At 52.1% G+C, this 24,525-nt stretch carries 18 protein-coding genes; 6 read left to right on the forward strand and 12 right to left on the reverse strand.

Features of this window, described 5'->3' with window-relative positions:
- Positions 1–164: 164 nt before the first annotated feature.
- From EHT87_RS12665 to EHT87_RS12715, 11 genes are all read right to left on the reverse strand, one after another.
- Positions 165–1,784, reverse strand: coding sequence for a hypothetical protein (locus EHT87_RS12665; RefSeq protein ID WP_124906982.1), 1,620 nt, complete (start codon positions 1,782–1,784; stop codon positions 165–167).
- The gene (locus tag EHT87_RS12670) at positions 1,784–2,506 is read right to left on the reverse strand and encodes a class I SAM-dependent methyltransferase (RefSeq protein WP_185716201.1); all 723 of its coding nucleotides are present in this window, start codon (positions 2,504–2,506) and stop codon (positions 1,784–1,786) included. Before EHT87_RS12670 ends, EHT87_RS12665 begins: the two co-directional genes overlap by 1 nt.
- Positions 2,487–3,452: a glycosyltransferase family 2 protein gene (locus EHT87_RS12675; protein WP_124906984.1), complete on the reverse strand. Its 966-nt coding sequence runs from the start codon at positions 3,450–3,452 to the stop codon at positions 2,487–2,489. The genes EHT87_RS12670 and EHT87_RS12675 overlap by 20 nt, the downstream gene beginning before the upstream one ends.
- Positions 3,452–4,543: a DegT/DnrJ/EryC1/StrS family aminotransferase gene (locus tag EHT87_RS12680; protein ID WP_124906985.1), complete on the reverse strand. Its 1,092-nt coding sequence runs from the start codon at positions 4,541–4,543 to the stop codon at positions 3,452–3,454. The genes EHT87_RS12675 and EHT87_RS12680 overlap by 1 nt, the downstream gene beginning before the upstream one ends.
- Positions 4,540–4,908: a sugar 3,4-ketoisomerase gene (locus EHT87_RS12685; RefSeq protein WP_124906986.1), complete on the reverse strand. Its 369-nt coding sequence runs from the start codon at positions 4,906–4,908 to the stop codon at positions 4,540–4,542. Before EHT87_RS12685 ends, EHT87_RS12680 begins: the two co-directional genes overlap by 4 nt.
- Before the next feature lie 193 nt (positions 4,909–5,101).
- Positions 5,102–5,329, reverse strand: a complete 228-nt coding sequence (locus EHT87_RS12690) for a hypothetical protein (protein WP_124906987.1) — start codon at positions 5,327–5,329, stop codon at positions 5,102–5,104.
- A gap of 522 nt (positions 5,330–5,851) precedes the next feature.
- A complete protein-coding gene (locus EHT87_RS12695) occupies positions 5,852–6,682 on the reverse strand; it encodes a ferritin-like domain-containing protein (protein WP_124906988.1) in 831 nt (276 codons plus the stop codon).
- A 15-nt stretch (positions 6,683–6,697) separates the two neighbouring features.
- Positions 6,698–7,462, reverse strand: a complete 765-nt coding sequence (locus tag EHT87_RS12700; RefSeq protein ID WP_124906989.1) for a ferritin-like domain-containing protein — start codon at positions 7,460–7,462, stop codon at positions 6,698–6,700.
- Positions 7,463–7,744: 282 nt separating this feature from the next.
- The gene (locus tag EHT87_RS12705) at positions 7,745–8,080 is read right to left on the reverse strand and encodes a winged helix-turn-helix domain-containing protein (protein ID WP_124906990.1); all 336 of its coding nucleotides are present in this window, start codon (positions 8,078–8,080) and stop codon (positions 7,745–7,747) included.
- A gap of 18 nt (positions 8,081–8,098) precedes the next feature.
- The gene (locus EHT87_RS12710; protein WP_124906991.1) at positions 8,099–11,260 is read right to left on the reverse strand and encodes a ligand-binding sensor domain-containing protein; all 3,162 of its coding nucleotides are present in this window, start codon (positions 11,258–11,260) and stop codon (positions 8,099–8,101) included.
- 197 nt (positions 11,261–11,457) lie between these two features.
- Positions 11,458–14,106 (reverse strand): putative Ig domain-containing protein, encoded by a 2,649-nt coding sequence (locus EHT87_RS12715; protein WP_124906992.1) that lies wholly within the window; start codon positions 14,104–14,106, stop codon positions 11,458–11,460.
- Positions 14,107–14,453: 347 nt separating this feature from the next.
- Here EHT87_RS12715 and EHT87_RS12720 point away from each other — a divergent pair, with 347 nt between their 5' ends.
- The 3 genes from EHT87_RS12720 (at position 14,454) to EHT87_RS12730 (ending at position 21,519) form a co-directional block, all read left to right on the forward strand.
- A complete protein-coding gene (locus EHT87_RS12720) occupies positions 14,454–17,711 on the forward strand; it encodes a SusC/RagA family TonB-linked outer membrane protein (protein ID WP_124906993.1) in 3,258 nt (1,085 codons plus the stop codon).
- A 43-nt stretch (positions 17,712–17,754) separates the two neighbouring features.
- On the forward strand, positions 17,755–19,200 hold the full coding sequence (locus EHT87_RS12725; protein ID WP_124906994.1) for a SusD/RagB family nutrient-binding outer membrane lipoprotein: 1,446 nt from the start codon (positions 17,755–17,757) through the stop codon (positions 19,198–19,200).
- A 213-nt stretch (positions 19,201–19,413) separates the two neighbouring features.
- Complete coding sequence (locus EHT87_RS12730; RefSeq protein ID WP_229321022.1) at positions 19,414–21,519, forward strand: prolyl oligopeptidase family serine peptidase; 2,106 nt, start codon at positions 19,414–19,416, stop codon at positions 21,517–21,519.
- 72 nt (positions 21,520–21,591) lie between these two features.
- Here EHT87_RS12730 and EHT87_RS12735 read toward each other — a convergent pair whose 3' ends face one another.
- Complete coding sequence (locus EHT87_RS12735) at positions 21,592–22,110, reverse strand: hypothetical protein (RefSeq protein ID WP_124906996.1); 519 nt, start codon at positions 22,108–22,110, stop codon at positions 21,592–21,594.
- Positions 22,111–22,437: 327 nt separating this feature from the next.
- On the opposite strand from EHT87_RS12735, the gene EHT87_RS12740 reads away from it, so the two are divergent.
- The 3 genes from EHT87_RS12740 to EHT87_RS12750 are packed head-to-tail and all read left to right on the forward strand — an operon-like array spanning position 22,438 to position 24,523.
- The gene (locus EHT87_RS12740) at positions 22,438–22,956 is read left to right on the forward strand and encodes a GFO_1088 family ECF-type sigma factor (protein WP_124906997.1); all 519 of its coding nucleotides are present in this window, start codon (positions 22,438–22,440) and stop codon (positions 22,954–22,956) included.
- Complete coding sequence (locus tag EHT87_RS12745) at positions 22,940–23,710, forward strand: HEAT repeat domain-containing protein (protein ID WP_124906998.1); 771 nt, start codon at positions 22,940–22,942, stop codon at positions 23,708–23,710. Before EHT87_RS12740 ends, EHT87_RS12745 begins: the two co-directional genes overlap by 17 nt.
- Positions 23,711–23,743: 33 nt before the next feature.
- Positions 23,744–24,523, forward strand: a complete 780-nt coding sequence (locus EHT87_RS12750) for a DUF4097 family beta strand repeat-containing protein (RefSeq protein WP_124906999.1) — start codon at positions 23,744–23,746, stop codon at positions 24,521–24,523.
- Positions 24,524–24,525 lie beyond the last annotated feature (2 nt).

The raw sequence follows: 24,525 nt of genomic DNA on the forward strand, positions 1-24,525 counted from the left end.
ATTAAAATCGGGGGTCTAAACAGAAATAACGGCCGTGCTGGCAACCGTTTTAACGGTTTTGTAGTCCTTAAACCGTTAAAACAGTTGCCTAAAATTCGCTTTTTCGTTCAACCCCCGGTTAAAACCGGGGGCTGGTAAACAAACGGAATCAGTTTCGACATTATTCACTCCTTTTTCCGCTCAAAAATCCGCACATCTTCGATGGTTTTCACCAGCCGATAATGCCGATCGATATACGTTTTGATGCTCGGAAAATTTTCAAACTCAAAGGCATTCTCCGCAAACAGCGAGATTCTGGGTGACAGCACATCCACAAACAGGCGGGGTTTATTCCGCTCCATGTCACTCAGAAACTCTTTGATCCGAAATTCCCGCGTCGACGTCGGGTAATACACCCAGAATGTGTCGGACGCGCGGTATCCCATCGGCCGACGCGTATACGAATAGAGCCGATCGACATAGCCCCACAGCACCAATCCATCCTCAGCCTGGCTTCGTTGCCGGATTTCAGCCGAGATTTTCTGGAATAAGGGCTCGCCCGGATGGATGTCAAGCGGTTTCCGGAAAAAACCGTTCACGGAAGCCTGCGTTAAAACCGTTAGCAGGCAAAAAAAGAGAATCTTCCGATTGAACGAAGAACGGGACAATTCGCTCAGAACAGCGAGGACCAACAAGCCCGGCAAAAGCAGAAAAAGCAGGTAATGCGTATAGTTGTTTCCGGCCTGCAAAACGGCATAGAAGCTGGCAATCAGCCAGATACCGCCCAGCCAGAGCCGCTCCTTCTGCTCGGGAGCCAACGAAACCGGGCGACGAACAACCAGTCCGATGCCATACAGCAGAATACCGCCGAAAATACCGGTCCAGTACAGTGGAAATTGATAGGATTGAAAGAGGTATCTGGCAATATGCAGGGGCGAAAACCGCTCTGCCGGCGATAAATCGGAATATTCGGTGGTGTAGGAATAGACAAAATAATTGCTGAAATAATCGCCCCAAAACGCTGTCAGATCATCCCGACTGCCGTAATAAAGAGTCAAAAGCAGCACCGGCAGCAATGCACCGCCAACCAGGCTGAACACCTTGACAAACCGGCGGGTTTGGTACAGTTTCCAGGCGGCAAACAGGCCAAAAACCAGGCCCATCGGCACGGTCTGAAACTTGACGAAAGGTAACCAGCCGAGCCAAAACCCGATCGCAAATGCCCGTACCGCCGATCCGGTATTGCCGCGGAGAATCCAGAAAAGCCCGGTGATCAACCAAAGATTTCCCATGTTTTCGGAGTTGAAACTGGCAAAATCGTTTTTCCAGACCGTACTCAGAAGCAAAATGGGGAGCCAAACCAGCAGCAGTGCCCGTTCTTCGGCGAGGTAATTTTTCAAGAGTCGCCAGAAAATCCAGAACGTCAGGCACCAAAGCAGCACGCCAATCAAGTCGGCAAGGCGATAATCAACGGGTATGCCCGCCAGTTCGACAAGGGCCAGCGGTAGCACGGCCAGCGGCCGGCCGTCGGAATAATTCAGTAAGGTATAGAGCGGATCTTCGGCCTGCCCCACGGTTAGAGCGGTTGCAATCCAGGTGCTGGTATCCACGTTATGCTCCCGGTTTTGGGCATAAAGCAGCCGGATTCCGATGAAAAGCAGGAACGAAATCCCCAGCATTGTGCGGGTGGAAAACCGGGGAAAAGCATTGGGGATGAGGGCTTTTCGACCAATCACGACACTCCAGCCAGCCAGCACAAGCATACTAAAAAGCCGGAAAGGCAGCGCATAGACTACGGTTTCCATCAGCGCATGACGGTAAATACGGAACTGCCAAAAGGCGGAGCCTGAAAAAACCGTTCTTCCAAACGAAGCACCCGCCAGAACAGCGCATTCAGCCAGGGCGGAGGTAGCTTTACGTCGGAATGAACCGGTTGCGCAGGATTCAACCGCCAAACGAAAAGCTGCACTTTCCGCACGAACCAAATGGGAATGGTCAGCAGAAAATTCCAGTAGACATTGCGGTTCAAAGCAAAACCGGTATGCCGGGCGAAGTCCGCCATCTCGGCTTTTACAAACCGGCGGGAAATGGCCAGCGCAATGTCGTGCGTACCACGTAAGGCGCTGAATGCGTTGTTGTTGCTGATAAAAATACCGCCCGGACGGAGCCGCTGCCGGAAGACTCCCAGAATATGCCGGATCTGTTCATCGCTGAAAAAATACAGCACATCGTCGCAGATAATCACATCGTACATTTCGCCGGGATGAAAAGCCGCTATGTCCCGCAAATCATGCTGTTCAACCGCGATTTTCCGTTCCTGAGCAAAAGAAACCGCATCTTCCGATGCATCAAAACCCCGCAAATCAGTATAACCGGCCTGCCGCAGCGCGTCGAGCATACCGCCCGTTCCACAACCGGCGTCAAGAATGCGGATCGATTGGGTAGCCGGAAAATGCGTTTGAATCTGACGAATAGCTTTTGTGTGTAGAATCCGATACCACCAGAGCTTACGCTCTACTTGGTACATACTTTCGTACTCGTTCCGATTCCCGATCATAGTTGAAATGTTCCGATTTGACTACATACTGCGGCAAACCACTTTGCATCATAAAAAGTCGGCCCACGTATTCACCGAGTAAGCCCATTCCAAAAAGCTGGATTCCCCCGCAGAGGCAAACCGTTAGCCAGAGTAAATGGTCGGTGGCCGGCAGATGTTGCGTCAGCAACGACCCGATGGTTTCGGCCAAACCCGCCAGGATGCTAAAGCCCATCATGCCGATGCCCAGGGTAGTCAACAAGCGCAGGGGCTGAACGGAGTAGCCGAACAGGATGGTCAGAAAAAGTGAAATCAGTCGCTGGACTGTGTAGTTCGAACCGCCTTCCCGGCGTTTATGGTGCTGAACGATCACCCGGCCGATGTTTCGGGTGGTCCGGAAAATCAGGCCGTCGATATACGGATACGGGCCCGTATACTGAACGATTTCCTGCACAACTTCCTGCCGGATCAGTTTAAAACTGGACAGATACAAGTCGGCGGGTTTACGGAGTAACCAGGTCGTCAGGCGGTTTACGAGCCAGCTTCCCATGTTCCGGAACAAAACGTGATTTTTTTTCTCGTACTGCGAATACACCACGTCGTAATCGCCCTGCTGGGCTTCGCGGAGCAGTTTGATGATTTCCTGGGGCGGGTTCTGAAAATCGTCGTCGATAATAACGCAGTATTCGCCCCGGGCGTGGTTCAACCCACACATTACGGCGTGAAATTCGCCAAAGTTCTTGCGCAACGACACAAACTGGACCTGCGGATAGGTGTGGGCCAGGGTCTCACAGATTTCTTCGGACGCATCGCGGCTGCCGTCATTCACCAGCACAATCTCGAAGGGATAATCGGCAAGTTCGTACGTGAGGCATTCCACCAGTGAAAACAGGGTGCGTTCGCTATTGTAGACAGGAATAATGACAGAGAGTAGCATCAATAGGGTGATTTATTGATTGTGTCGATGATAGAATCCACTTCAGCATCTGTTAAGACGGGATTGAGCGGCAGGCTCAACACGTCCCGGTGTATTTGTTCGGTCAGCGGCAACTCCAGCTGACGGTATTCGGTGTACGCATCCTGCTGGTGAGGAGCCACGGGATAATGGATCACCGTGCCAATATGGTTTTGGTGGAGATACGCCATGAACGCTTCCCGTTGCGGATGCCGCACCACAAAGAGATGCCAGACATCATTCTGAATGGCGTCGGCCGGTGGTAGCCGGAGCGTGGGGTGCCGGATCTCAGCCAGATACCGCCCCGCAATGGTTTGCCGACGGCGGTTATCGGCATCGAGATGCGGTAATTTCACCCCCAGAAAAGCAGCCTGCAGTTCGTCCAGCCGGCTGTTCATTCCCTGAATCTGGTGAATGTATTTGCGCTCGGAGCCGTAATTACGGAGCAGGCGCACCTGCCGGGCCAGAGCGTCGTCGTTGGTGACGACCCCGCCCGCATCACCCAGGGCTCCGAGGTTTTTGGTGGGATAAAAACTGAAGGCGGCCGCATCGGAGAGATTCCCGGCTTTGCGGTTCTGATAGGTTGCTCCGTGAGCCTGAGCCGCATCTTCAATGATTTTCAGGCTGTGTTTCCGGGCCAGTTCCTGAATCGGCGCCATATCACAACACCGCCCGTATAGGTGAACGACCACAATAGCGCGGGTCTTTTCACTGATCAGGGGTTCAATCTGTGCGGCCGTCAGGGTATAGGTTTGCAGGTCGGGTTCGGCTAAAACCGGGACTAATTTCAGGTCCGTTATCGGGAGAATGGTGGCGATATACGTATTGGCCGGAACGATGATTTCACTCCCTGGCGGAAAGGAAAAAGCCCTGAAAATCAAATTAATAGCATCAAGCCCATTGCCTACGCCGATGCAATGTTTTGCTCCGCAATAGGCCGCAAAATCAGCTTCAAACGTTTCTACTTCGCGCCCCAACACATACCAACCCGAAGCCAGCACCCGACAAGCCGCAGCCTGGAGAGCCTCTGCATACGGTTTGTTAACCTGTTTGAGGTCGAGGTGTTGGATCATGGGCGATCAAAAAAGTAGTCCGATGGATCGTAGGTTTCGTTGGAGAGCACCAGCAGAATGGTTTCTTTCGAAAATTCGTCGATTATATGCCAGTCTCCGGGTTCAATCACCAGACATTCACTCGGCATAGTAAGATAAAAATAGGATTCTTCTTTGCCGTTGGTTACGAATATCCGGCATTTACCGGATACGGCAATCAGGGCATTGGATTCTTTTCGATGACCGTGCATAGCCCGTTGTTGAGATACGGATGCAACATTGTAGATATAAAACGCCCTTTTAATTTCACCCGGTAGTATTTTTTCAAAAACGGTAAGATCTCCCTTGGCGGAAGAATGAGTTGTAAGTTGTATAAGTTTAGACATATTTGACAAGATTACCCCTGCTAAATTAATTATTATTTTTTGAATTCAATGGAGCAATCGGGCGCAGCCGGGTTCGGAATCCCACTCCTGTTACTTTTGACGATAACCAGCAATTTCTCCACCAACTATACTTTTTTAAGGCAAAATCAGGCCCAAAATACATTTGTATGGCTAAACTTACCTTAATTAATAGTCAATAGCGGGTTGGTGTGGTTATTATTGATGACAAGTCTAACCTATTTTCGCCTTTTCTATCTAATAGTATCTTACCATATAGTAATGATATGTTTTCTGGTTTTACCGGTTGATCAGTCGCAGATAAACCCGCCGGCGGAGTAGGCTCCAGACGGTTAACCGCAGGCTGCGAATCAACAGAAAAGCTTTCCAAAAGGCTGATAAACAAACCGTTTAATTTTGCCATAGCCGGGTTTTATACGCCTGGCCGGTGTGCTTCTCTTTCGCAGGGCCAGTGTTAATTTGCAGAATTGAACCAGGCGTTTTTCTTTTCAGTCTTTAGCGATACGCCAAATTGTAACGCTCCTTAAAACCGGCGTTTATCAGACAAGCTATCGAGACTAAACCGATAGATTTAAATCCGGCACGGTTATCGTAGAGTCCAGGAATCAGCGGTATACAATTCTGAAAAAGTCCTTTTATCAAGGAAAAGACAACTCCAATGTCGATAAAAAATAATTTACAGCCCGGTAAAATTAACGCTGAAGTTACCTGATCACTAAGCATCAAAAACCGCTCACAATAGAAACGGCATTTTTAGTTTAAAATGAACCTCAAAAAATCAGGATCCACGGCCGCTTATCGATCAAAATGGTGCGCCAGCACCGGCAGGTTAACTTGAAAAATCGTTGGTGATCCGGGTAGAAACCAGAATAAAAGACAAAAAAAAGGCCGATCTGAATCGGCCTTTTCAAAAACACCCTACTTATTACATAGGAGTCGCAAAGAATGGACCGGCAATGGCCAGCACTTCGGCGGCTTTGAGCGGCTCATCGAACGATTCGTAAACACTCCGTGCAGCCATATCCGGGCTGTAGAGTTTCATTTTGTTTTCCGACATGTTAAAATAATCGACCAGGTTTATCGGACCCTGCATGGCCATATCTTCACCCGCATAAATCTTTGCATCGGGTTCCATTCCGTTCTGACCGCCTGACGGCCAAACCCGCAATTCCCTCATGTAACGAACGGCTGCCGCGTGACGGGCTTCTACCGAGTGAATCCGGAGGGCTACCGCCAGCACCGTTCTCGACGTTGCCGTATCCTCTTCCAGCAAACAGGCGGCCTGTCCTTTGTAGGCCCGAACTCCGGTGTCTTCCAATGCCTGCGCATAGGCCAGGAAGGTTGGATAATCAGCCAGAGCGGCATTCAGCGTAGCCATATTGTATTTCGGCTGCATCTGATTGGGCTTATACCCCAGAACGCCTTCCAGCAAATCAACGTGTTGCGCTTCGTGCTTGGCGATCTGGACCACATATGGGCGTGCGCCCGAAGGAACCAGACCCGCCTTGAACTGGGCCGCCCGGTAGAAATCACGCTCCAGGTATTCCAGCGTCAGGGCAAATTTTACAATTTCAATGGCATCACCCGCACAACCTTCAGCGGCAAATGCCTTGTTGACCATGGCAGCGAAGAACAGGGGCGTAGCCGCGGCCGCAACCGAGGTGGTTTTTAACATTTTCCGGCGCGAGAAATCCATTTTTTCACCGATGGCCGGATCAGCTTTTTCAATTTGGGAGAATATTCCGAAGAGATTCATGATCGTTCTTGAGGTTTATTTTTTGGATGATTCCAGCGCAAGCAGTGAAGCTGGGTTAATTGCCGTTTTGATGTATTTGCCAGCTCTGCCCAATACTTCAGACACCGTCAGCATTTTCTCCAAACCGTTGTTATCCACAACGTAATCACCGGCAAATAAACCGCCACCCGGTTGCAGCAATGAACTGATCAATGAAGCGTGACGAGCTTCTACCGATACGATTTTTCCGGCTAACGTCAGATAAATTGAATTGGCCTTGGAAATCAGCGGACCCGCGCCGTTGTAAGCGGCAACCCCGGTATCTTCCAGAACCCGCGCCGTGTTCAACACTTCCCGGCGGTTGGTGAAGTCGATACTACTCACGTCAAATTCCAGATCACCGATACGCTTGTCGGCCGGAATAGCCAGTTTGAAAAACTCCCGGTGGACCAGTTCATGATCATGAATATCTCTAAAAATCATTTCCTCTTTGCTACCGGCTGCGAAGGTTTTCTTTTCGACAACCGCCATGTAGAAAGCGGTTTCCAATTGCTCCAGTGCGTAGGCGTAGTTCAGAATGGCAAAGTCACCTTCTCCGAAACTGACACCGTCGGCCGAAATCCGGGCACCCGAAATTTTCGGCGACAGATCATTCATTGAATTCTGGCAAGCCGTCAATAAAGCAGCCGCCGAAACCGTAGTTAAGCCTAAAGCGCGCAGAAACATCCGACGTTCAACCGATGGAATGGCGGGTACGCTCGGGCCTTTCTTGGGGGTAGAGGTACTTGTTAATTCTTCCATAAGAAAAGTTAATTTGTTAATAGGGTGTATAAAAGGATCTTCTTAAAAGACAACCATACGAACGAGCCAGCCCGATTTTTGGATTTCGGAAATTTTAAAAAAGATTTTATTAGGCCACTATCCGAGGGAACGGGATGGAGAAGGAGGCATTTTGGGCGAAAAAGCCGGTTTTGAGGCAAAAAATATTTTTTCGCTTTTTCCGGAAAAAGCAGAAATGCGCAGGGGCCGGCAACGAATACCGGAAAGTGAAGTACGGTTTTGTCCGTCAATTAACCCGGTAGATCAGGCGGGCAAGTGGTCAATTTCCCGGGCCAGAAATTGCTGGAAACGCTCCTGAAGTCCGCGGTAATAGGTCAGGTATTTGAGTCCCTCTTCGGTCACACTCGCGCCCCCACCCCGCTCACCGCCGGTTTGGGTAGTCACCAAAGGCGCGTCGGCCTGGCTGTTCATCGACTGAACCAGTTCCCAGGCGCGTTTATAGGACATTTTCATTTCTTTGGCCGCCTGATTGATCGATCCCGTGTGCTGAATCCGTTCCAGCAGTTCCATCCGGCCAATGCCAAAAAACCGTTCCCGGGCTTCCAGCCACACCCGCCCATTTATGCGTAAATCTTTCATACTGACGTTTGGACTTCTCTAAAACAAAGCCGTCACTTTCTTAAACGACCGCTCCAGCCGCGTGAGTGAAAACCGGTTGGTCGACCGGAATGGCAGCGTCACGATGGCCCGGGTTCCGTCGCCGGGTGTCGATTGCCATTCGATGTCGCCGTTGATCAGCGCCACCCGCGATTCGATGTTGCCGATGCCCAAACCACGCCGGGCTTCCTTGTAGTCGAAACCCTGCCCGTCGTCGTTGTAATAAAGTTTCAGCAGGGGTTCTTCATACACGAGCCGGATACTGACCTGCCGCGCATTGGCATGTTTCAAGGTGTTGTTCAGCAATTCCTGCGTAATCCGGTAGAGCATCAGTTCGGTTTCAGCGTCCAGTCGCGACGGCAGTTCGTCGGCCCAGAAATGCGTTTCAAGGGTCGATTTGTCGATCCGGGAAAGGAGTTCTTCAACGGCGGCCGCGTAGCCATATTGCTCGAGCGTCCGCGGACTCAGCTCACGCAGCAGGTTGCGGATGTTGCCAATGATGTCGCTGATGAGTTGCCGGGCCAGATCGCTCAGGGAGGTGGCCCGGGCCGGATGGCTGGGGGGATCGACCAGCCGGCCGACATACAGTTTCAACGTTGCCAGCTGGGTTCCAATCTCGTCGTGCAGATCACGGGCCAGATTTTTCTTGATCTGTTCCTGCAATTCGACCGCCAGGCGGGTATTCCGCTGGTGTTGCCGGTGAATCCGGTTTTCGCGCCGGCGAAGCCAGTACAAACCGGCCGCTCCAATCACGGCCACCAGCAACACGAGAAACCAGGCGCGCCGATAGAAAGGGGGCTGAATGACCAGCGTCAGCCGCTTAATTTTGGGACTCCATTGCCCGTCTTTATTGGCGGCTTTTACCCGGAAGATATACGTTCCCGGCGGCAGATTGGCATACCGGACGTACGTATCCGAACCGGACTGCACCCATTGCGCATCGTAGCCAACCAGCTGATACTGATACTGGTTCCGACCGTTGCTGTAATAATCCAAGGCTGTAAATTCAAGGGCTACGGTATTCTGATCGTGTGGAAGTTCGACCCGGGCCACTTCACCAATATACCCTTCTGATTCATACGCTGTTTCATTGACACTCATCTTGTGAATATGAACCGCAGGCATATACGAACTCGTCCGGAACTGCTCCGGATAGAACCGGTTGAACCCGTTTACGCCCCCAAAAAACAACTCACCATCCTGGGTTCGGAAATACGCATTGCCATTGAATTCATAGCCCTGCAAGCCGTCGGACATGTCAAAGTTTTTGAATTTTTTAGTCGTGGGATTAAAGAAGGAAATACCCCGGTTTGTGCTGATCCACAGCCGGTTCTGATGATCCGGCAAAATACCGTATACGAACGGATTTGCCAGCCCATACTGCTGATCATAGATGCGAATCCGGCCCGTTTTGGTGTTCAGAGCCGCCAGCCCTTTGTCGGTTGCCATCCAGACGAGCGGATGAATCGGGTCTTCATAAAAATAAAGAACCGTGTACCCATTCAGGCCCTTCACCAACCGCTGAGGTTGCAAATTCTTACCGATTGGCGGTCGTTCGTAGCAATAAAAACCGGCAGAATTGGTGCCAACCCAATACCGCCCGGCGCGGTCGCGGGCCAGACTAAAAATGTTCTGGTTGGCCATTGTCGGCAGCAAAGTGAATTTTTTTTGCCGCACATCGAGCAGAAAAAGCCCATCTTCGGTGGCCGCCAGCATGGTATTATTATCGATGGCCAACAGCCGACGGACAAAATTTTCGACCACCTTGCTGTTGGGCGAACCGGGAAGCGGGATCTTGCTGAAAGTAGATTTTGCTTTATCGAAGGTAAAAACACCCCCGTTCGTGCCGACCCAAATCCGGCCCTGGGGATCTTTGTAGAGGCATTTGATCAGGGTCCGTGAGGGCAAATCGCTGTGTTTAGCCTGCGTCAAATACCGCCTTATGATGCGGTTTTGGGGCCGATCCAACACATCGAGACTCCGCTCGGTGGCAATCCATAGTTCGGTCGGGGAGGTCTCCAGAAACCCCCGCACCACAAAATGACTGAGCATCGACGGATCTTTGGTCACATGGGGCTCGTTTTTGGAAACCGCCATTCCGCCAAAAAAAGTGCTCCCCGGAACAATGCGGGCCAGGCCGTCGGGATCGGTATTGGCCCAGATGATTCCCTGCCGGTCGATGTATATTTTACAGATTTCGTAGTCGGACAAATGCCGCGAGCTGTTTGTAAATCCGCCGACCTGACTAAACCGGTTGGCCGACTTGTCGAAAAGCCAGATGCCACTGCGTTGTGTGCCGAGCCATAACCGCCCGTCATGGTCTTCGGCAATGGTATAAATCGATGTCAGCGAACGCCCTTCGTCCGGAAAAAACGTTTGATACCGCCCCGTTTGCGGTTCAAAGCGGATCAGACCGGTAGCCGTTCCCAGCCAGACGATGCCCGCCGTATCGCAGTGGAATGAAAAAACACCCGTTGCCGGCCCGGCTTCGTTGGCGGGATGATTGCTGAAATAATAATGCGCCCGCCGTTCGTAAAGGCTGTAGCGGATCAGGCCGGTTGGAGCGTGGAGCCAGACATCCCCGAGTGGCGTTCGAACCGTTGAATTGAGCTGATCGTACTCATGAGTGGGCCGCACACCGGCATCCAGCACCAGTTTCTGGCGTGTTTTGATGGTCAGCGAAACAAGCCCTTCCGTTTCACTGTAATACAAAACTTCCTGCCCATTGGCATAGAACGGAATCGTCTTGCTCTTTAGCGGTTTTTTCGATTTGGAGTACGAATAAATACAGGTAAAACGGTCGGTGGCCCGGTCGTAGTAATTGAGGCCATATTCGGTCCCAATCCAGAGATTTCCGTTGCGGTCTTCCACAATTCCGGAAATATTGATGCCGACAATCGCCGAAGAATCCCGCAAATTGGGGCGATAATGCCGAAAATGAGCACCGTCGTAGCGGTTCAGACCGTCCTGTGTTCCCAGCCACAGAAAGCCCCGGCTGTCGGTCAGCAAATGGTACACCGAACCCTGCGTCAGGCCATCGTCAACACCGATGTGATCAATCCGGAGGGACTGGCCAAGCGGGTCTTTCGTGACTCCTGAAGCGTCTGGCAACCTCAAGGCGGCCATCCAGATGAGCAGGAACAAGATACGGGTTAGTTTCATTTGTTACCGAAACGGAAACAGCATGGTAAATTAATGGATTGATTGGTAACCTGCAAATCAGATTCTTAGGGTCCCCTTTCCAATCCTGGATTACCAGACGTGCCATGGCCGTTTCGGAACCGCTTTCAACGAAAGCAGCCCTCTTTTTTGAAGCTTATTTTGTGATTATTCGGTGACTTAAGTTGACGGCCTTTTGACTACGGCTTAAGCACTTTCAGGGTAACCGCCTGCCGACCACCCGTCACCCGCAGCAGAAGCAAGCCCGTCGATTGCCGTCCGGTGGGCAGGTAGCGGTGTTCAACCGCACCGGCGTCCGCCACTTCGTGTTCCGCAAGTACCCGGCCGTTCAGGTCGGTGAGTTGCAAATTCAGTAACTGGCCTTCGGCTCCGCGGATTTCTACTCCAAGCGTTTCGCCCACCGGATTGCTCAGAAGTGTTGCGCTCCAGGTCCGCTCATTCATTCCGGCCGACAACCTTGCCGCCGAACCCGGACAGGTCAGCGGTTTGGGTGCCCCTTTGAGGATGTACGTACTGTTCAGAACGGTAGCGCTGATCTGATACGTTGTATTATTTTTCAGGCCGGCCGGCGTGGTAAAACTATAGCCGTGCGTGCCGTTCCCCTTGCCCGCATCCTTCAGATCCTGCCGGTAGATATTGGCTTCAGCGGTGCCGATTGAAACGCCGTTGGCATAAAATTCAAGCATCATCGGCGTATTGGGCTTGTTGCGATCCCACACCCAACCCCGGATCGTGCCGCACTCCACTTTGTCCAGAAAACCCTCAAAGTTACCCGCAACGGTCGTTGAAGACGTCGGTTGCGTAGCCGGAGGTTGTATCGTTCCGGTAATCGTCGTCGTTCCGGTGCCACCGCGCGGATCGGTTGCTGTATAAGTCAGGGTAAAGGACCCGTTTCCGGTTGGCGTACCGCTCAATACCCGGTTGCCCGCGTTAAAGGTCAAACCGCCGGGTACGGGAGACAATCCATAGGCGAGCGTTTCGCCATCCGGATCGGTAAAAGCCGGTAGGGTGATCGAATAGGCAACGCCCTGCCGGGCCGACAAAGCCGCTACGGTGGGTGGCTGGGGCGGGTTATTGGCGGGTGGCGTTGGCGTGCCGGTTGCCTGACACTCGATCACTTTGGGCCCACTTTTCAGGACAAAAGAAGCACCCGTTACCCGGGCCGAAAGGCTGTGTCTGGCGCCATCTTTCAGGTTGTTACCAATCGGATACCGGAAAGCGTGCCGGCCATCGCCCTTACCGGCATTGGCCAGATCCTGCCGGAATTCGTCGGCGGTCAGCGTGGCAATGACCGTGGTACCGTCCAGGAGCTGAACAGAAATCGGCGTATCCCGGCGGTTGGCATCCCACGCCCATCCGCGAAAGGTCTCGCAATCCGCTCCGTAGAGATACCCGTCGAAATTACCCGAAACAACCGGCGGGGGCGTTACAGTACAATTGGCCGGGGTTGGCACTCCGGCGGTTTCTCCTTTGTTGAGCATCGGTGATGAGCTACTGAAAAAAGTCTGGCCGTTATACAGGCTGGTCAGTGCTTTGTTCCACTCCGCTGCGACGGCGCTCTGACCGAGCGTATTGAAGTGCGTTTTATCGGGAGCCGGTAGCCGGTAGGAGTTGTCAAACTGATCGGTATTGGGGCCGGTGAAGATATCGGACCGCCCGTAGGGTGACGGATACGGATCGCCAAATGCTTTGGGGGCCGCAATAGCGTTGTTGTTTTGGTGGGTGCTATACCCGATCGCTTTGGCCTGTCCCTGCAACACCAGCGGGTCGGTAAACCCCCGGAGGTGGCTGGCCTGGGAAATGACCCAGGGGATATCGGCCCCCAGATCGGTGCGACTTTGCCCAATCAACTCGTTCAGCACATCGCCCATAGACTCTGAGCTGTTGATCGAATTGGTTCGAACGTCGTAATAACGCGTTGCCCTCGGAAAACCACCGGTTGTGTTGGCTGGCGAGTCATTCGGCTTGCTCGGATCGTTTCGGATATCGCTCTCGCCCTGGTGCCACAGAATGGCCCGCAAACCCGTTTGCCTGGCCCGGCCCGTCAAATAGTTTTTTAAATTTCGATACGGAAACCCGTTCACAAACCGGGGTTGTCCATCATTAAAAGGCGTATTCCGGTTTTGGCTGCTGTTGCGCCATTCTACCACGCTGGTTGCAGCCATCGCATTCTGGTGAAAAGACACCGGAACGTTCAGTGTCTGAATCAACTTGTTTCCCACTCCCCCCCAATACCACTGAAAATTGATGGTGGCGGGTGAACAGCCGGGGCATTTTCCCGGATCATTCTGCTCAAAGCCCTGGAGATTAGCACTCTGGTCTTTCTCATTGAAAAACCGGACAAAGGTCGGATTTCCCGCTTCATAGGTGGTATTGTTGTCATTGGCATAGCCCGCAGCATTGGATTGACCGGCAATGGCAAAGACTTCACCAACCCCGATGTCAAAATCAGCCGTTTCCCGACTGCTGTTATCCTTCGCCCGGACTTTATACATACCGCCTGCCACGTCAATTTGAGCCGTTACCTGACAGGTTCCCCCGCCCGAAACCGGCACCGTCGTCCAGCTTTGCGCGTTGCCCGTAACCGGATCGAGCGGCCCCTGGGTTTCACCAGTCAGGGAATATTTATAAAAAAGCAGTTGAAGCGACGAGATCGGTTGCCCGTTGGTGGAGGTGATAATAAATTTTATACTCGCTTTATTATCTTGCCCACGTTGAAAGATCATACCATTTTGGGGCCACGAAATGACCACCTGAGCGTACAGATCCGACATACCGGATAGTAGTACACAAATCAGCCCGAAAAATGAAAGTAATTTCTTTTGCATACCAAGCGGTTTTATGAAACAAATTCGTCCTGAATCAAGACCAATTGTGTTGGATTTACAGACAAAGGCCTCCTTTCAGCACTCGTTTTTTGCTTCGGATAAATGAGTATGCAATACTATTTTAATTCTATGTTTTTTTAAGCATAAATCCTGGATTAATTTATGGTATCCTATCTTTTCTACTTAAGTAGAAGGTGCAAATGCTGCGGTAATATTATACAGATAGCCAGACAAGTTAATACCGTTTTTTGTTTTCACAAGCAATCAATTCAGTAATGTTGGTTATATATTATCATTTTATTATGTAATATTACTGGATTAATCTTAAAATCATATTCACTAAACCCATGAGGAAAAATTTACACCGTTGCTTTCTGATGCTGATCGGAATAGCAATGTGGACACAGGAAGTTCACGCCCAGAGCCGGCAGATTACCGGAAAAGTAGTTGATGAAATGAATGCCGCAGTTCCCGCTGCGAATGTGGTGGTGAAAGGCACCACGACCGGTACAATTACCGACGGTGAAGGAAGTTTTTCACTGTCTATTCCGTCCGGGAATCAGACCCTGACGGTCTCTTCCATCGGGTTCAAAACGCAGGCGATTGAAGTGACACCCGCCCAGTCGAAGCTGACCATCAAGTTATTGCCCGACGTCAAGAGTTTAAGTGAAGTGGTGGTAACGGCCCTGGGGGTTCAGCGCAATACGCGAAATGTAGGCTATGCCGTCCAGCAGATCGACGGAAGCGGTATTCAGGAAGCCCGGGAAGTGAACTTTATCAACTCGCTGCAGGGAAAACTGGCCGGCGTGCAGATCGGTGGCAACAGCGGTTCGATGGGCGGTTCTTCACGGGTAACGATCCGCGGACTGAAGTCCATTTCGGGCAACAACAACGCCCTGTTTATTGTGGACGGCGTGCCGATGGCCAACATGAACCTGAACTCCTACGGGACTACGGGCGGCCAGGGCACCGGGGGTGGCGGGTACGACTACGGTAACCCGGCCCAGTTGATCAACCCCAATGATGTCGAAAATATTTCGGTGCTGAAAGGGGCCGCAGCCACGGCGTTGTACGGAAGCCGTGGTCAGAATGGCGTCATTTACATCACCACCAAATCCGGAAAAGGATCGGGAAAACTGTCGATCAATTATGACCTCAACATGCAGGTCGACCAGGTTTCGCTGCTGCCCAAATTCCAGAATTCGTACGGTGGCGGGGGCAGTTCGGCGTTCACCAAATTATACGTCAACCAGAACCCGACCGGTTTTCTGCCCGGCGGTGGCACCTTTGACGACAACGATGGCAAAGGCAAATATGACCTTATTCCGGACTACGGCACCGATGAGTCCTGGGGGCCCAAACTGGACGGCACGCTGGTGCGGCATTACTGGTCGTGGGACCAGGACCGGAACAATCCGAACTTCGGAAAAACCGCTCCCTGGAGCGCCCACCCGAACAATGCGAAGGATTTTTTCAAAACCGGCTTCACCTTCTCCAACAACCTGTCGGTCTCAAGCAGCACCGACAAAGGTTCCATCCGGTTTTCGCTCGGCCAGACCAATCAGAACTTCATTTATCCCGGTAGCCACCTGAAACGGTTTTTTATCAGTCTGAACACGACGTATAAATTTACCGACAAATTCACCTTCAGCGGGGGTATCAATTACGTTCACGACGACTCCAAAGGTCGGCCCGGAACCGGTTTCTTCGGCAACAACCCGATGCTGTTTTACGTCATGTTCGGGCAGCGGCAGATCGACGATGCGTATTTGAAAGACTATAAATACGCCGATGGAACGGAGCAATCCTGGAACCGTACGGCCTGGAACATTCAGAAACCGGCGTTTACCCAGAACCCCTACTGGAACCAGTACGAAAGTTTCAACACCGACCAGAACAACCGGTATTTCGGCAATGCCGGTCTGACTTATAAAATCACCGACTGGCTTTCGGCCGACGTCCGCGTCTTTTCGGATTACCTGAATCACCTGGATGAAGTTCGGAGCGCGAAAGGATTTTTCGTCGGGTCCTACGCCAAACGGGTCGCCATCAACAACGAAACCAATTACCAGGCCACGCTGAACCTCAACAAGTCGTTCATGGATTCCAAACTGAGCCTGGAAGCCGTAGCGGGTAGCAACATCCTCAGCATTAAATCGAGCGTGGATGCGGGCACCACCAACGGAGGTCTTCAGAATCCGCTGGTGTATGTCCTGCAAAATTCGGTATTGCCCGCAACGGTTTCGAATGCGTACGGTAACCGGCAGACTAATTCGCTTTTTGCTTCGGCCACGCTGGGGTATAACAAAGTGCTGTATCTGACGGCGACGGGCCGGAACGACTGGGCGTCGACCCTGCAACAGACCGGTAATTTCTCGTATTTCTATCCATCTTTAGCCGGTTCGTTTATCTTCTCGGATGTGTTGCCCAAAAGCAACTGGCTGACGCTCGGCAAAGCGCGCTTATCCTATGCGCAGGTCGGAAATGACGCCAGCCCCTACAACGTTTCCCGGTATTATGATTACGTAGCGCCGTTCAATACCTTTCCGCTGCAAAGCACCTCCGACAAGCTGTTTAACAACAAGTTAAAACCGGAATTATCTTCGGAAGTCGAAGGCGGTTTTGACTTCAAATTCTTCAATGAACTGCTGGGGCTTAATTTCACGTATTACGACCGCCGGACCAAAAACCAGATCTGGGATGTGCAGACACCGCCCGAAAGTGGTTTCTCGACCAAAACGGTCAACGGCGGTACGGTCCAGAACAAGGGAATTGAGCTAACGCTTTCGATTGCGCCCATCACCACGCGGAATTTTAGCTGGCGGGCCGCCCTGAACTTTTCGAAAAACAAGAATACCGTGCTCGACCTGAACACGGATAATATCCAGGGCATCGAGCGGTTTGTGATCGGCACGGAACGGCGTACCAATAAAGTGTCGATGATCGCGCAAAAAGGCATGTCGCTGGGCACGATGCTCGGCACCGACTTTGTGTATGACGCCAATGGAAACAAAACGGTGGGCGCCAACGGTACCTACAACGTGACGCCGACACCGGTCATCATTGGCGATGCCAACCCGGATTTTATCGGCGGTTTTTCCAACACCTTCAGTTATAGAGCGTTGTATCTATCGGCGCTGATCGACTTTCAGAAAGGCGGGGATTTCTTCTCGTATACCAATCTGTACGGGTATAAATCCGGTATGCTGGCCGAAACGGCCGAGGGCGGTATTCGGGAGAATGGGCTGATCAATCCGGGTGTAAAAGCCGACGGCACCCCCAACGATGTGGTGATTACGGCCCGTACGCACTTCAACGCCGATGGCGGAAACCGCATCAGCAGCGCCAACCTCTACGACGGCAGCTTCATCTATCTGCGGGAAGTGCGTCTGGGCTGGAACTTCCCGGATGCCATCGCCAAAAAAATCCGGATGCAGGCGTTGCGGCTCACGCTGACGGGTCGGAACCTCTGGCTGATCAAAAGCAGCGCCCCGAATGTGGACCCGGCCAACATCACCAACTCCATCAGCAACCAGATTGGTTTTGAGGGTGGAGCCTTGCCGCCTGTGCGCAGTTACGGTGTCAATCTAAATCTGACCTTTTAAGGACGACCCGGTTTGGGTACGCTAACTCATAAAATTTACTGCCATGAAATTCAATACCATTTTCCTGCTGGCCGCCCTGCTCGTGGCCTTTTCAGGATGCCAAAACTTTGAAGAACTCAATACCGACCCGGCCCGTTCCAGCGAAACGCAGCCGGAGTTTCTGCTGGCCAACGCCCAAAAAAGAGCGTCTGACATCATGTACGACACGTATTTCAACGGACGAATCGGCATGGAACTTTCGCAGTACTGGATGGGTACCGACAAGACGACCGACGGCCGGTTTCTGTTTACCAACGACGGCTTATGGAACGGCCTGTATTCCGGTCCTTTGATGGATTTACAGGAAATTCAGAACTACTACAACCGGCATCCGGAGGAAAGCAATCCGCACACGCTGGCCGTGGCCGAAATTCTGAAAAGCTGGTTGTTCCACGTGTTGACCGATGCGTATATCGACATTCCGTATTCGCAGGCGCTCAAAGGCGATGACATTCCGCAACCCGCTTTTGATAAAGGCAAGGATGTGTATGCCGGAATTCTGGCTTCGTTGAAAAAACAGGTGGATATTCTGCAAAACACGCCGTCCGGCGCCATTCGGGGTGACATCATCGCCAACGGTGACCCCAAGCAATGGGCCCGGATCGGGAATGCCCTGCGCATCCGCATTGCCTTGCGGACCGCCGATGCTCAACCCGCCGAAGCCAAAGCGGTAATCGAAGATGCCGTTAAAAATACGTTGACCAGTGTCAGCCAGGATGTCTTTTTCCCGTATAATGTGTCTGCCACAACCAGCCGGTTTCCCTATAATGACGTGGAAAGACCGCTGGTGGAATTTGCCGTAACGTCGACTTTGGTCGATTACCTGAAATCCGTCAACGACCCGCGCTTGCCGATTTTTGCGCGTCCGGACGATACGAACGGCAAGTACATTGGCAAGGTGTATGGTACCGAAGCCAATTCGCCGACGATGATTGGTTTGTCGAAACCGGGCGTGATTGCTTACAGCGGTTCGGCCAAAGGCTACCTGATCACGTACGCCGAAGTTGCCTTCGCCAAAGCCGAAGCCGCAGCCCGTGGAATGAACGTCGGCACCGAAAGCGCCGAAGATTTGTACAAAGCCGCCGTAACGGCCTCGATGACGCAGTGGGGCATCACGGATTCGAAAGCGATTGCTACCTATCTGGAAGGCGTTCCGTACAAAGCCGGTAATTTCAAAAACGTGATCGGCACCCAGAAGTGGCTGGCGCTTTACATGCAGGGTTTGCAGGCCTGGATGGAGCGGTTGCGGCTGGATATTAAAAAACCGAACGGCGACATTCTGTTCATCGATCCCGCTTCCGGAAGCCTCGACCCGGATGTAAAAGATGTTCCGAAACGACTGAAATACCCGAGTGGAAGCCGGGCCAGCAACGCCACCAACAGCGCAGCAGCCGCCAAAAACATTGGTGGCGATACGCAGGCGGCAAAAAACTGGTGGGACGTTTTGTAAAGTAAACGGGAACGCTGATTGGGCGGATTGAACGGATTAGCGCGGATTAAAATCCGTTTTGATCCGTTCAATCCGCCCAATCCTGTTTTTGAAGAAGAGGTGTCAGGCGGTTTTTTGTTTCGAAAATCGTATTTTGAACTTTATTGGTTGATTTCCCGCTTACCTTCTTCGACAACGAACATGCTAAAGGCAATCTTTACCGGTTTTTTTCTTATGCTTGAAATTTCGGGGGCTACGGCCCAATCAAACTCCGCTTCCCCTTCGCTAAACTACCCGCAGACCCGCAAAACGGACCAGACCGACGACTACCACGGCACGAAAGTGGCCGATCCGTACCGCTGGCTCGAAGACGACCGTTCGGCCGAAACCGGGGCGTGGGTGAAGGCCCAGAATGCCGTGACGTTCGGCTATCTGGAGCAGATTCCGTATCGTAAGCAGCTTCAGAACCGGCTCGAACAGATCATCAACTACCCCCGCTATTCGGCTCCGGGCCGCAAAGGCGAGTGGTTTTATTTTTACAAAAACGACGGTTTGCAGAACCAGGCGGTTTTATACCGGCAGAAGGGCCTCGACGCGACCCCGGAAGTGGTGATCGATCCCAACAAACTTTCGACCGACGGCACGACGCGCCTGACGAGCTTCGATTTGTCGAAAAACGGCCGCTATGCCGCCTACGCCCTTTCGAAAGCCGGTTCCGACTGGCAGGAAATTTTCGTGATGGATATGCAAACCCTCCAGTCGCTGCCCGATAAGCTGGAGTGGGTGAAATTTACCGGGGCTGCCTGGCAGGGCGACGGTTTCTTTTACAGCCGCTACGACCATCCCGCCGACGGACAGGAACTGTCGTCCAAAAATGAGTTCATGAAAGTGTATTTCCACCGGCAGGGAACCCCGCAGGCGCAGGATCAGCTGATTTATGAAGACAAAACCCACCCGCTGCGGTATTTCTTTGCGCAGACGACCGAAGACGAGCGGTTTTTGATCCTGAACATTTCGGAAGGTACCGACGGGTCGGAAATCTGGTATAAAGACGCCCAGGCGAAGGATCAAACGTTCAAGCGTCTGGTGGAAGGATTCAAATACAATTACTCGGTGGTCGACAACGCCGGGGATCAGCTGCTGGTTTATCACAACAACGGAGCGCCGAACTACAAGGTGTCGAAAGTTGATCCGAAAACCGGGCAGTTCCGCGATTTTGTGGGTGAAAAACCGGAGAAGTTAGACCAGGCCAATACCGCCGGAGGCAAGCTCTTTGTCAATTACCTGAAAGATGTCACCTCCCGCATTTACGTTTACGACCTGGCCGGAAAGCTCGAAAACGAGGTTCAATTACCGGGATTGGGCACCGTGAGCGGTTTTGGTGGTCAGAAAGAAGACACGTTTGTGTTCTACACCTTTACGTCGTTCACCTTCCCGCCGACGATCTATCGCTACGAGATTGCCACGAAGAAAACCACGCTGTTCCGCCAGCCGGAAGTGGACTTTAAACCGGCGGATTACGAAACCAAACAGGTGTTTTTCACCAGCAAAGACGGCACGCGCGTCCCGATGTTTCTGACCTACCGTAAAGGCATGAAGCTGGACGGCACCAATCCGACGATCCTATACGGCTACGGCGGATTCAACATCAGCCTGCCGCCGAGTTTCAGTGCCATGCTGCTGCCTTTTCTGGAGCAAGGCGGGATTTATGCGCAGGTAAATTTGCGGGGCGGTAGCGAATACGGCGAAACCTGGCACGAGCAGGGTATGAAGCTCAAAAAGCAAAACGTGTTCGACGATTGCATCGCGGCTGCGGAATACCTGATCGCGCAGAAGTATACGTCTCCGCAGAAACTGGCGTTGCGGGGTGGTTCCAACGGCGGCTTGCTGGTGGGGGCCGTCATCAACCAGCGCCCGGATCTGTTTCGGGTGGCCATTCCGCAGGTGGGCGTGATGGACATGCTGCGGTTTCATAAATTCACCGTCGGCTGGGGCTGGGTATCCGATTACGGCAGCAGCGACAATGCCGACGAGTTCAAGGCGATTTACCAGTATTCGCCCCTCCACAATATTAAGGAAGGAATCCCGTATCCGGCCACGATGATCATGACGGCCGACCACGACGACCGGGTGGTTCCGGCGCACTCGTTCAAGTATGCGGCTACGTTGCAGGAGAAGTACAAGGGCCCGAATCCGGTGCTGATCCGGATCGAGACCAATTCGGGTCACGGCGCCAGTAATACGAAGAAAAACATCGAGTCGACGGCGGATCTGTACGCATTTACGCTCTGGAACATGGGAATAAAAAGCCTGAAAGAACCGTCTGTAAAGAGTAAGTGATCTGAACGTTTAAAAGCAAAAAACCGCCGGAAGCATGCTTCCGGCGGTTTTCCTGTATGAACTAAGGGTATCTTAGAATTTGAAGGTAACCCCTAATTTCAAGGGCGCAACACCGTAACCAACTTCAGCAAAAGCACCGAGGTTCGGTTTGAAATAATAGCGACCACCCAGGTGAATATTTAAGAAGGCACCGCTGCCGTATGAATCACTGTAAATTGAACCACCCGGTCCATCATACTTGTAACTCGAAATACGATAGCCAAGACCTACACCAGCGTACAAGTCCAGCTTTTCATTACCAAGGTTTAATAATTCATTAACATGGTATGATCCACGAACACCAATGGGTACGAATGTGTAACGCCAGTACGAAGAGTAACTCCAGGTATAGAAGTCGACTTGGGCACCCACGCTGATTTCGTCTGTTACACCCACTTCGAAGGATGCTCCCAAGGGAATACCACCGCCATAGTAAGCCCCCAAACCAATACCGGCATTGAGTAATTTATCGCCTTTTTGATATTGTGCGAATGATTGAGTACCTACTAGCAGCAGGGACATTACGAGAAGTGAGGAGAATAATTTTTTCATTAGTATGAATGAGTTAGATGTGAAACTTGGGTCAAAATAAGGGAGTTTATCAACGTCTTACAAGAGGTGAGCGGTTAGTTGTCGTTATTTGCCCCAAAATCGGGTAGAATTCCCTTAAAATCTCGTAGTAGTAACCCCTATCTACTTTTTGGTAGCAAGTATTTCTACGTACCTGAGTTCGGTGACACGTGAGTCGGCCGTCTCTCCCGCCTATAAACCAGACACGGAGACGCGGTTTGAGGGCCAATTCAGAAATATTCCGAAAAAAATCTATTTTTTGCTTACTCCCTGTAATGAATTGACCGCTGGCTCGTCTTTGTCTCTGAAATGGATTTACAAGCCTTCAAACAAAAGGTACTCCCCGTCCAGGGCCGGCTTTTCCGGCTGGCCAAACTGTTTCTGCGCAACCGCGAAGAAGCCGAGGATGCCTTGCAGGAGGTTTTGATGCGGCTTTGGACGAAACGGCAGCAACTGGATTCGTACCACAGCGTGGAGGCTCTGGCCGTTCAGATGACGCGGAATCTGTGTCTGGACAAACTGAAATCGTTTGCAAACCGGACAACGGACGGCAATGCCGACCTGACAAGCGTTCAGGCCGACACCCTTTCACCGTATCGTCAGGCGGAATTATCAGACAGTTCAAATCTGCTGCATCGCATCATCGACGAATTACCGGAGCAGCAAAAACTGATTCTCCATCTGCGTGATGTGGAGGAGTATTCGTTTGAAGAAATTGAAGAAGTAACGGGCCTGACCGTGAATAACATCCGGGTGATTCTGTCGAGAGCCCGGCAACGGGTGCGGGACAGTTACCTAAAAACCAACGACTATGAAGCAGGATATTGAAAAGCTGCTCGAAAAATATTACGCCGGAGAGAGCACACTGGAAGAGGAAAAGCAGTTGCGGGATTTTTTTCGCGGAGCCTCGGTTCCCGCTCATCTGGAGAAGCAGGCCGGACCATTTCGTTACTATGCCGAAACGCGAAAGGAGCAGCCGTCGCTGGCCTTTAACCAACGGCTGTCCGACCGCCTGGGTTCGGAGGGCCGGGTTCGGAGCCTGATCACATGGAGCCTGCGGATTGCGGCCAGTCTGACGCTGTTGGCCGGCGGTTTTGTCGGTGGATTGTATTACAGCAACCGGCTTCCTGGCCAACCCGATCGGACGGAAACCTCATCGACGCTGGCCATCAAGAAGGCGCTGGATTTTGACCATACCGCCCAAACATCGGCCAGTGAACGCATTCAGGCGGTTAACCAGAGTTACGAGCTGGCAGAAGTCGATCAGGACATTACGCAACTGCTCATCAATACGCTGAATTTTGACGACAACGTCAACGTACGGCTGGCGGCTTGCGAGGCCCTGATGCGGTTGCCCAACGAACCCGGCGTGCGGGAAGCCCTGATTCAGTCGCTGAAGATTCAGACCGACCCCTACGTCCAGATCATGCTCATCGAAACGCTGGTTTCCATTCAGGAAAAACGGGCCGTCGACGAAATGCAGCGACTGGCCCGGAGCCGCCAGATTCTGGAAGCCGTTCGTTTGAAAGCCGAAGAAGGACTCAACCGGTTGACGCAGACCAAAACCCAGACGGCTTCCTGACCCCACTCGATTTTCACTTTTTATACCAAACCAATGAAAAAAATCAGTCTATTGATTGTCACGGCTTTATGCTGCCTTTTGGATGCCCATGCGCAGGAATACAAGGCCAAGTTAGGGAATGCCAAAGACCGGAAACTTACCATCGAAATGGATGCCGGCGAATACAAAATCGAAGGTTACGACGGCGACGAAGTCATTATCCGGGCGTCGTCCGGGCTTGAGGCACCACCGGAACGGGCCAAAGGGTTAAAACCGCTGTATTATTCGGCCGTCGACAACTCCGGTATCGGTCTGGCGGTGACGCCGGAAAACGGCGGTCTGAAAATCGAAAAAGCAAACCGCAAGGACATCGATTACACGATCCGGGTACCCAAAAAAGCCTCGATTCTGTTCCGGCAAACCAACTGGCGGAACGGCGCAGTCACGATCAGTAACATGGACGGCGACCTGGAAGTCCGCACCACCAACTCCCCGATCACGCTCAAAAATGTAACCGGCCCCGTGGTGGCCAATACCACCAACGGCGAAGTCAACGTCTCCTTCACCAATCTGAGTCAGGAAAAACCGACTTCCATCACGACCATTTCGGGGGCCGTGGACGTGACGTTGCCCGCCAATGCCAAAGCCAACATGAAGCTGCGGTCGATTAACGGCGAAATGTACACCGATTTCGACCTGGGTCTGAAAAGCGCCAAAGAAGGGTTGGCACGCGTGGGTGGAGGCAACAACATCGAAGGGACCGCCAACGGCGGAGGGGTTGAAATTCAGCTCAATACCATCAGCAGTAACATCTACATCCGCAAGCAAAAATAAGA

Origin of the sequence: Larkinella knui, assembly GCF_003858645.1 — a bacterium.
Classification (GTDB): domain Bacteria; phylum Bacteroidota; class Bacteroidia; order Cytophagales; family Spirosomataceae; genus Larkinella; species Larkinella knui.

What these genes read in the sequence shown, in the direction of transcription:
- EHT87_RS12665 (WP_124906982.1), bottom strand. Translation starts at nt 1,784, where the DNA reads ATGGAAACCGTAGTCTATGCGCTGCCTTTCCGGCTTTTTAGTATGCTT.
- EHT87_RS12670 (WP_185716201.1), bottom strand. Translation starts at nt 2,506, where the DNA reads ATGTACCAAGTAGAGCGTAAGCTCTGGTGGTATCGGATTCTACACACA.
- EHT87_RS12675 (WP_124906984.1), bottom strand. Translation starts at nt 3,452, where the DNA reads ATGCTACTCTCTGTCATTATTCCTGTCTACAATAGCGAACGCACCCTG.
- EHT87_RS12680 (WP_124906985.1), bottom strand. Translation starts at nt 4,543, where the DNA reads ATGATCCAACACCTCGACCTCAAACAGGTTAACAAACCGTATGCAGAG.
- EHT87_RS12685 (WP_124906986.1), bottom strand. Translation starts at nt 4,908, where the DNA reads ATGTCTAAACTTATACAACTTACAACTCATTCTTCCGCCAAGGGAGAT.
- EHT87_RS12690 (WP_124906987.1), bottom strand. Translation starts at nt 5,329, where the DNA reads ATGGCAAAATTAAACGGTTTGTTTATCAGCCTTTTGGAAAGCTTTTCT.
- EHT87_RS12695 (WP_124906988.1), bottom strand. Translation starts at nt 6,682, where the DNA reads ATGAATCTCTTCGGAATATTCTCCCAAATTGAAAAAGCTGATCCGGCC.
- EHT87_RS12700 (WP_124906989.1), bottom strand. Translation starts at nt 7,462, where the DNA reads ATGGAAGAATTAACAAGTACCTCTACCCCCAAGAAAGGCCCGAGCGTA.
- EHT87_RS12705 (WP_124906990.1), bottom strand. Translation starts at nt 8,080, where the DNA reads ATGAAAGATTTACGCATAAATGGGCGGGTGTGGCTGGAAGCCCGGGAA.
- EHT87_RS12710 (WP_124906991.1), bottom strand. Translation starts at nt 11,260, where the DNA reads ATGAAACTAACCCGTATCTTGTTCCTGCTCATCTGGATGGCCGCCTTG.
- EHT87_RS12715 (WP_124906992.1), bottom strand. Translation starts at nt 14,106, where the DNA reads ATGCAAAAGAAATTACTTTCATTTTTCGGGCTGATTTGTGTACTACTA.
- EHT87_RS12720 (WP_124906993.1), top strand. Translation starts at nt 14,454, where the DNA reads ATGAGGAAAAATTTACACCGTTGCTTTCTGATGCTGATCGGAATAGCA.
- EHT87_RS12725 (WP_124906994.1), top strand. Translation starts at nt 17,755, where the DNA reads ATGAAATTCAATACCATTTTCCTGCTGGCCGCCCTGCTCGTGGCCTTT.
- EHT87_RS12730 (WP_229321022.1), top strand. Translation starts at nt 19,414, where the DNA reads ATGCTTGAAATTTCGGGGGCTACGGCCCAATCAAACTCCGCTTCCCCT.
- EHT87_RS12735 (WP_124906996.1), bottom strand. Translation starts at nt 22,110, where the DNA reads ATGAAAAAATTATTCTCCTCACTTCTCGTAATGTCCCTGCTGCTAGTA.
- EHT87_RS12740 (WP_124906997.1), top strand. Translation starts at nt 22,438, where the DNA reads ATGGATTTACAAGCCTTCAAACAAAAGGTACTCCCCGTCCAGGGCCGG.
- EHT87_RS12745 (WP_124906998.1), top strand. Translation starts at nt 22,940, where the DNA reads ATGAAGCAGGATATTGAAAAGCTGCTCGAAAAATATTACGCCGGAGAG.
- EHT87_RS12750 (WP_124906999.1), top strand. Translation starts at nt 23,744, where the DNA reads ATGAAAAAAATCAGTCTATTGATTGTCACGGCTTTATGCTGCCTTTTG.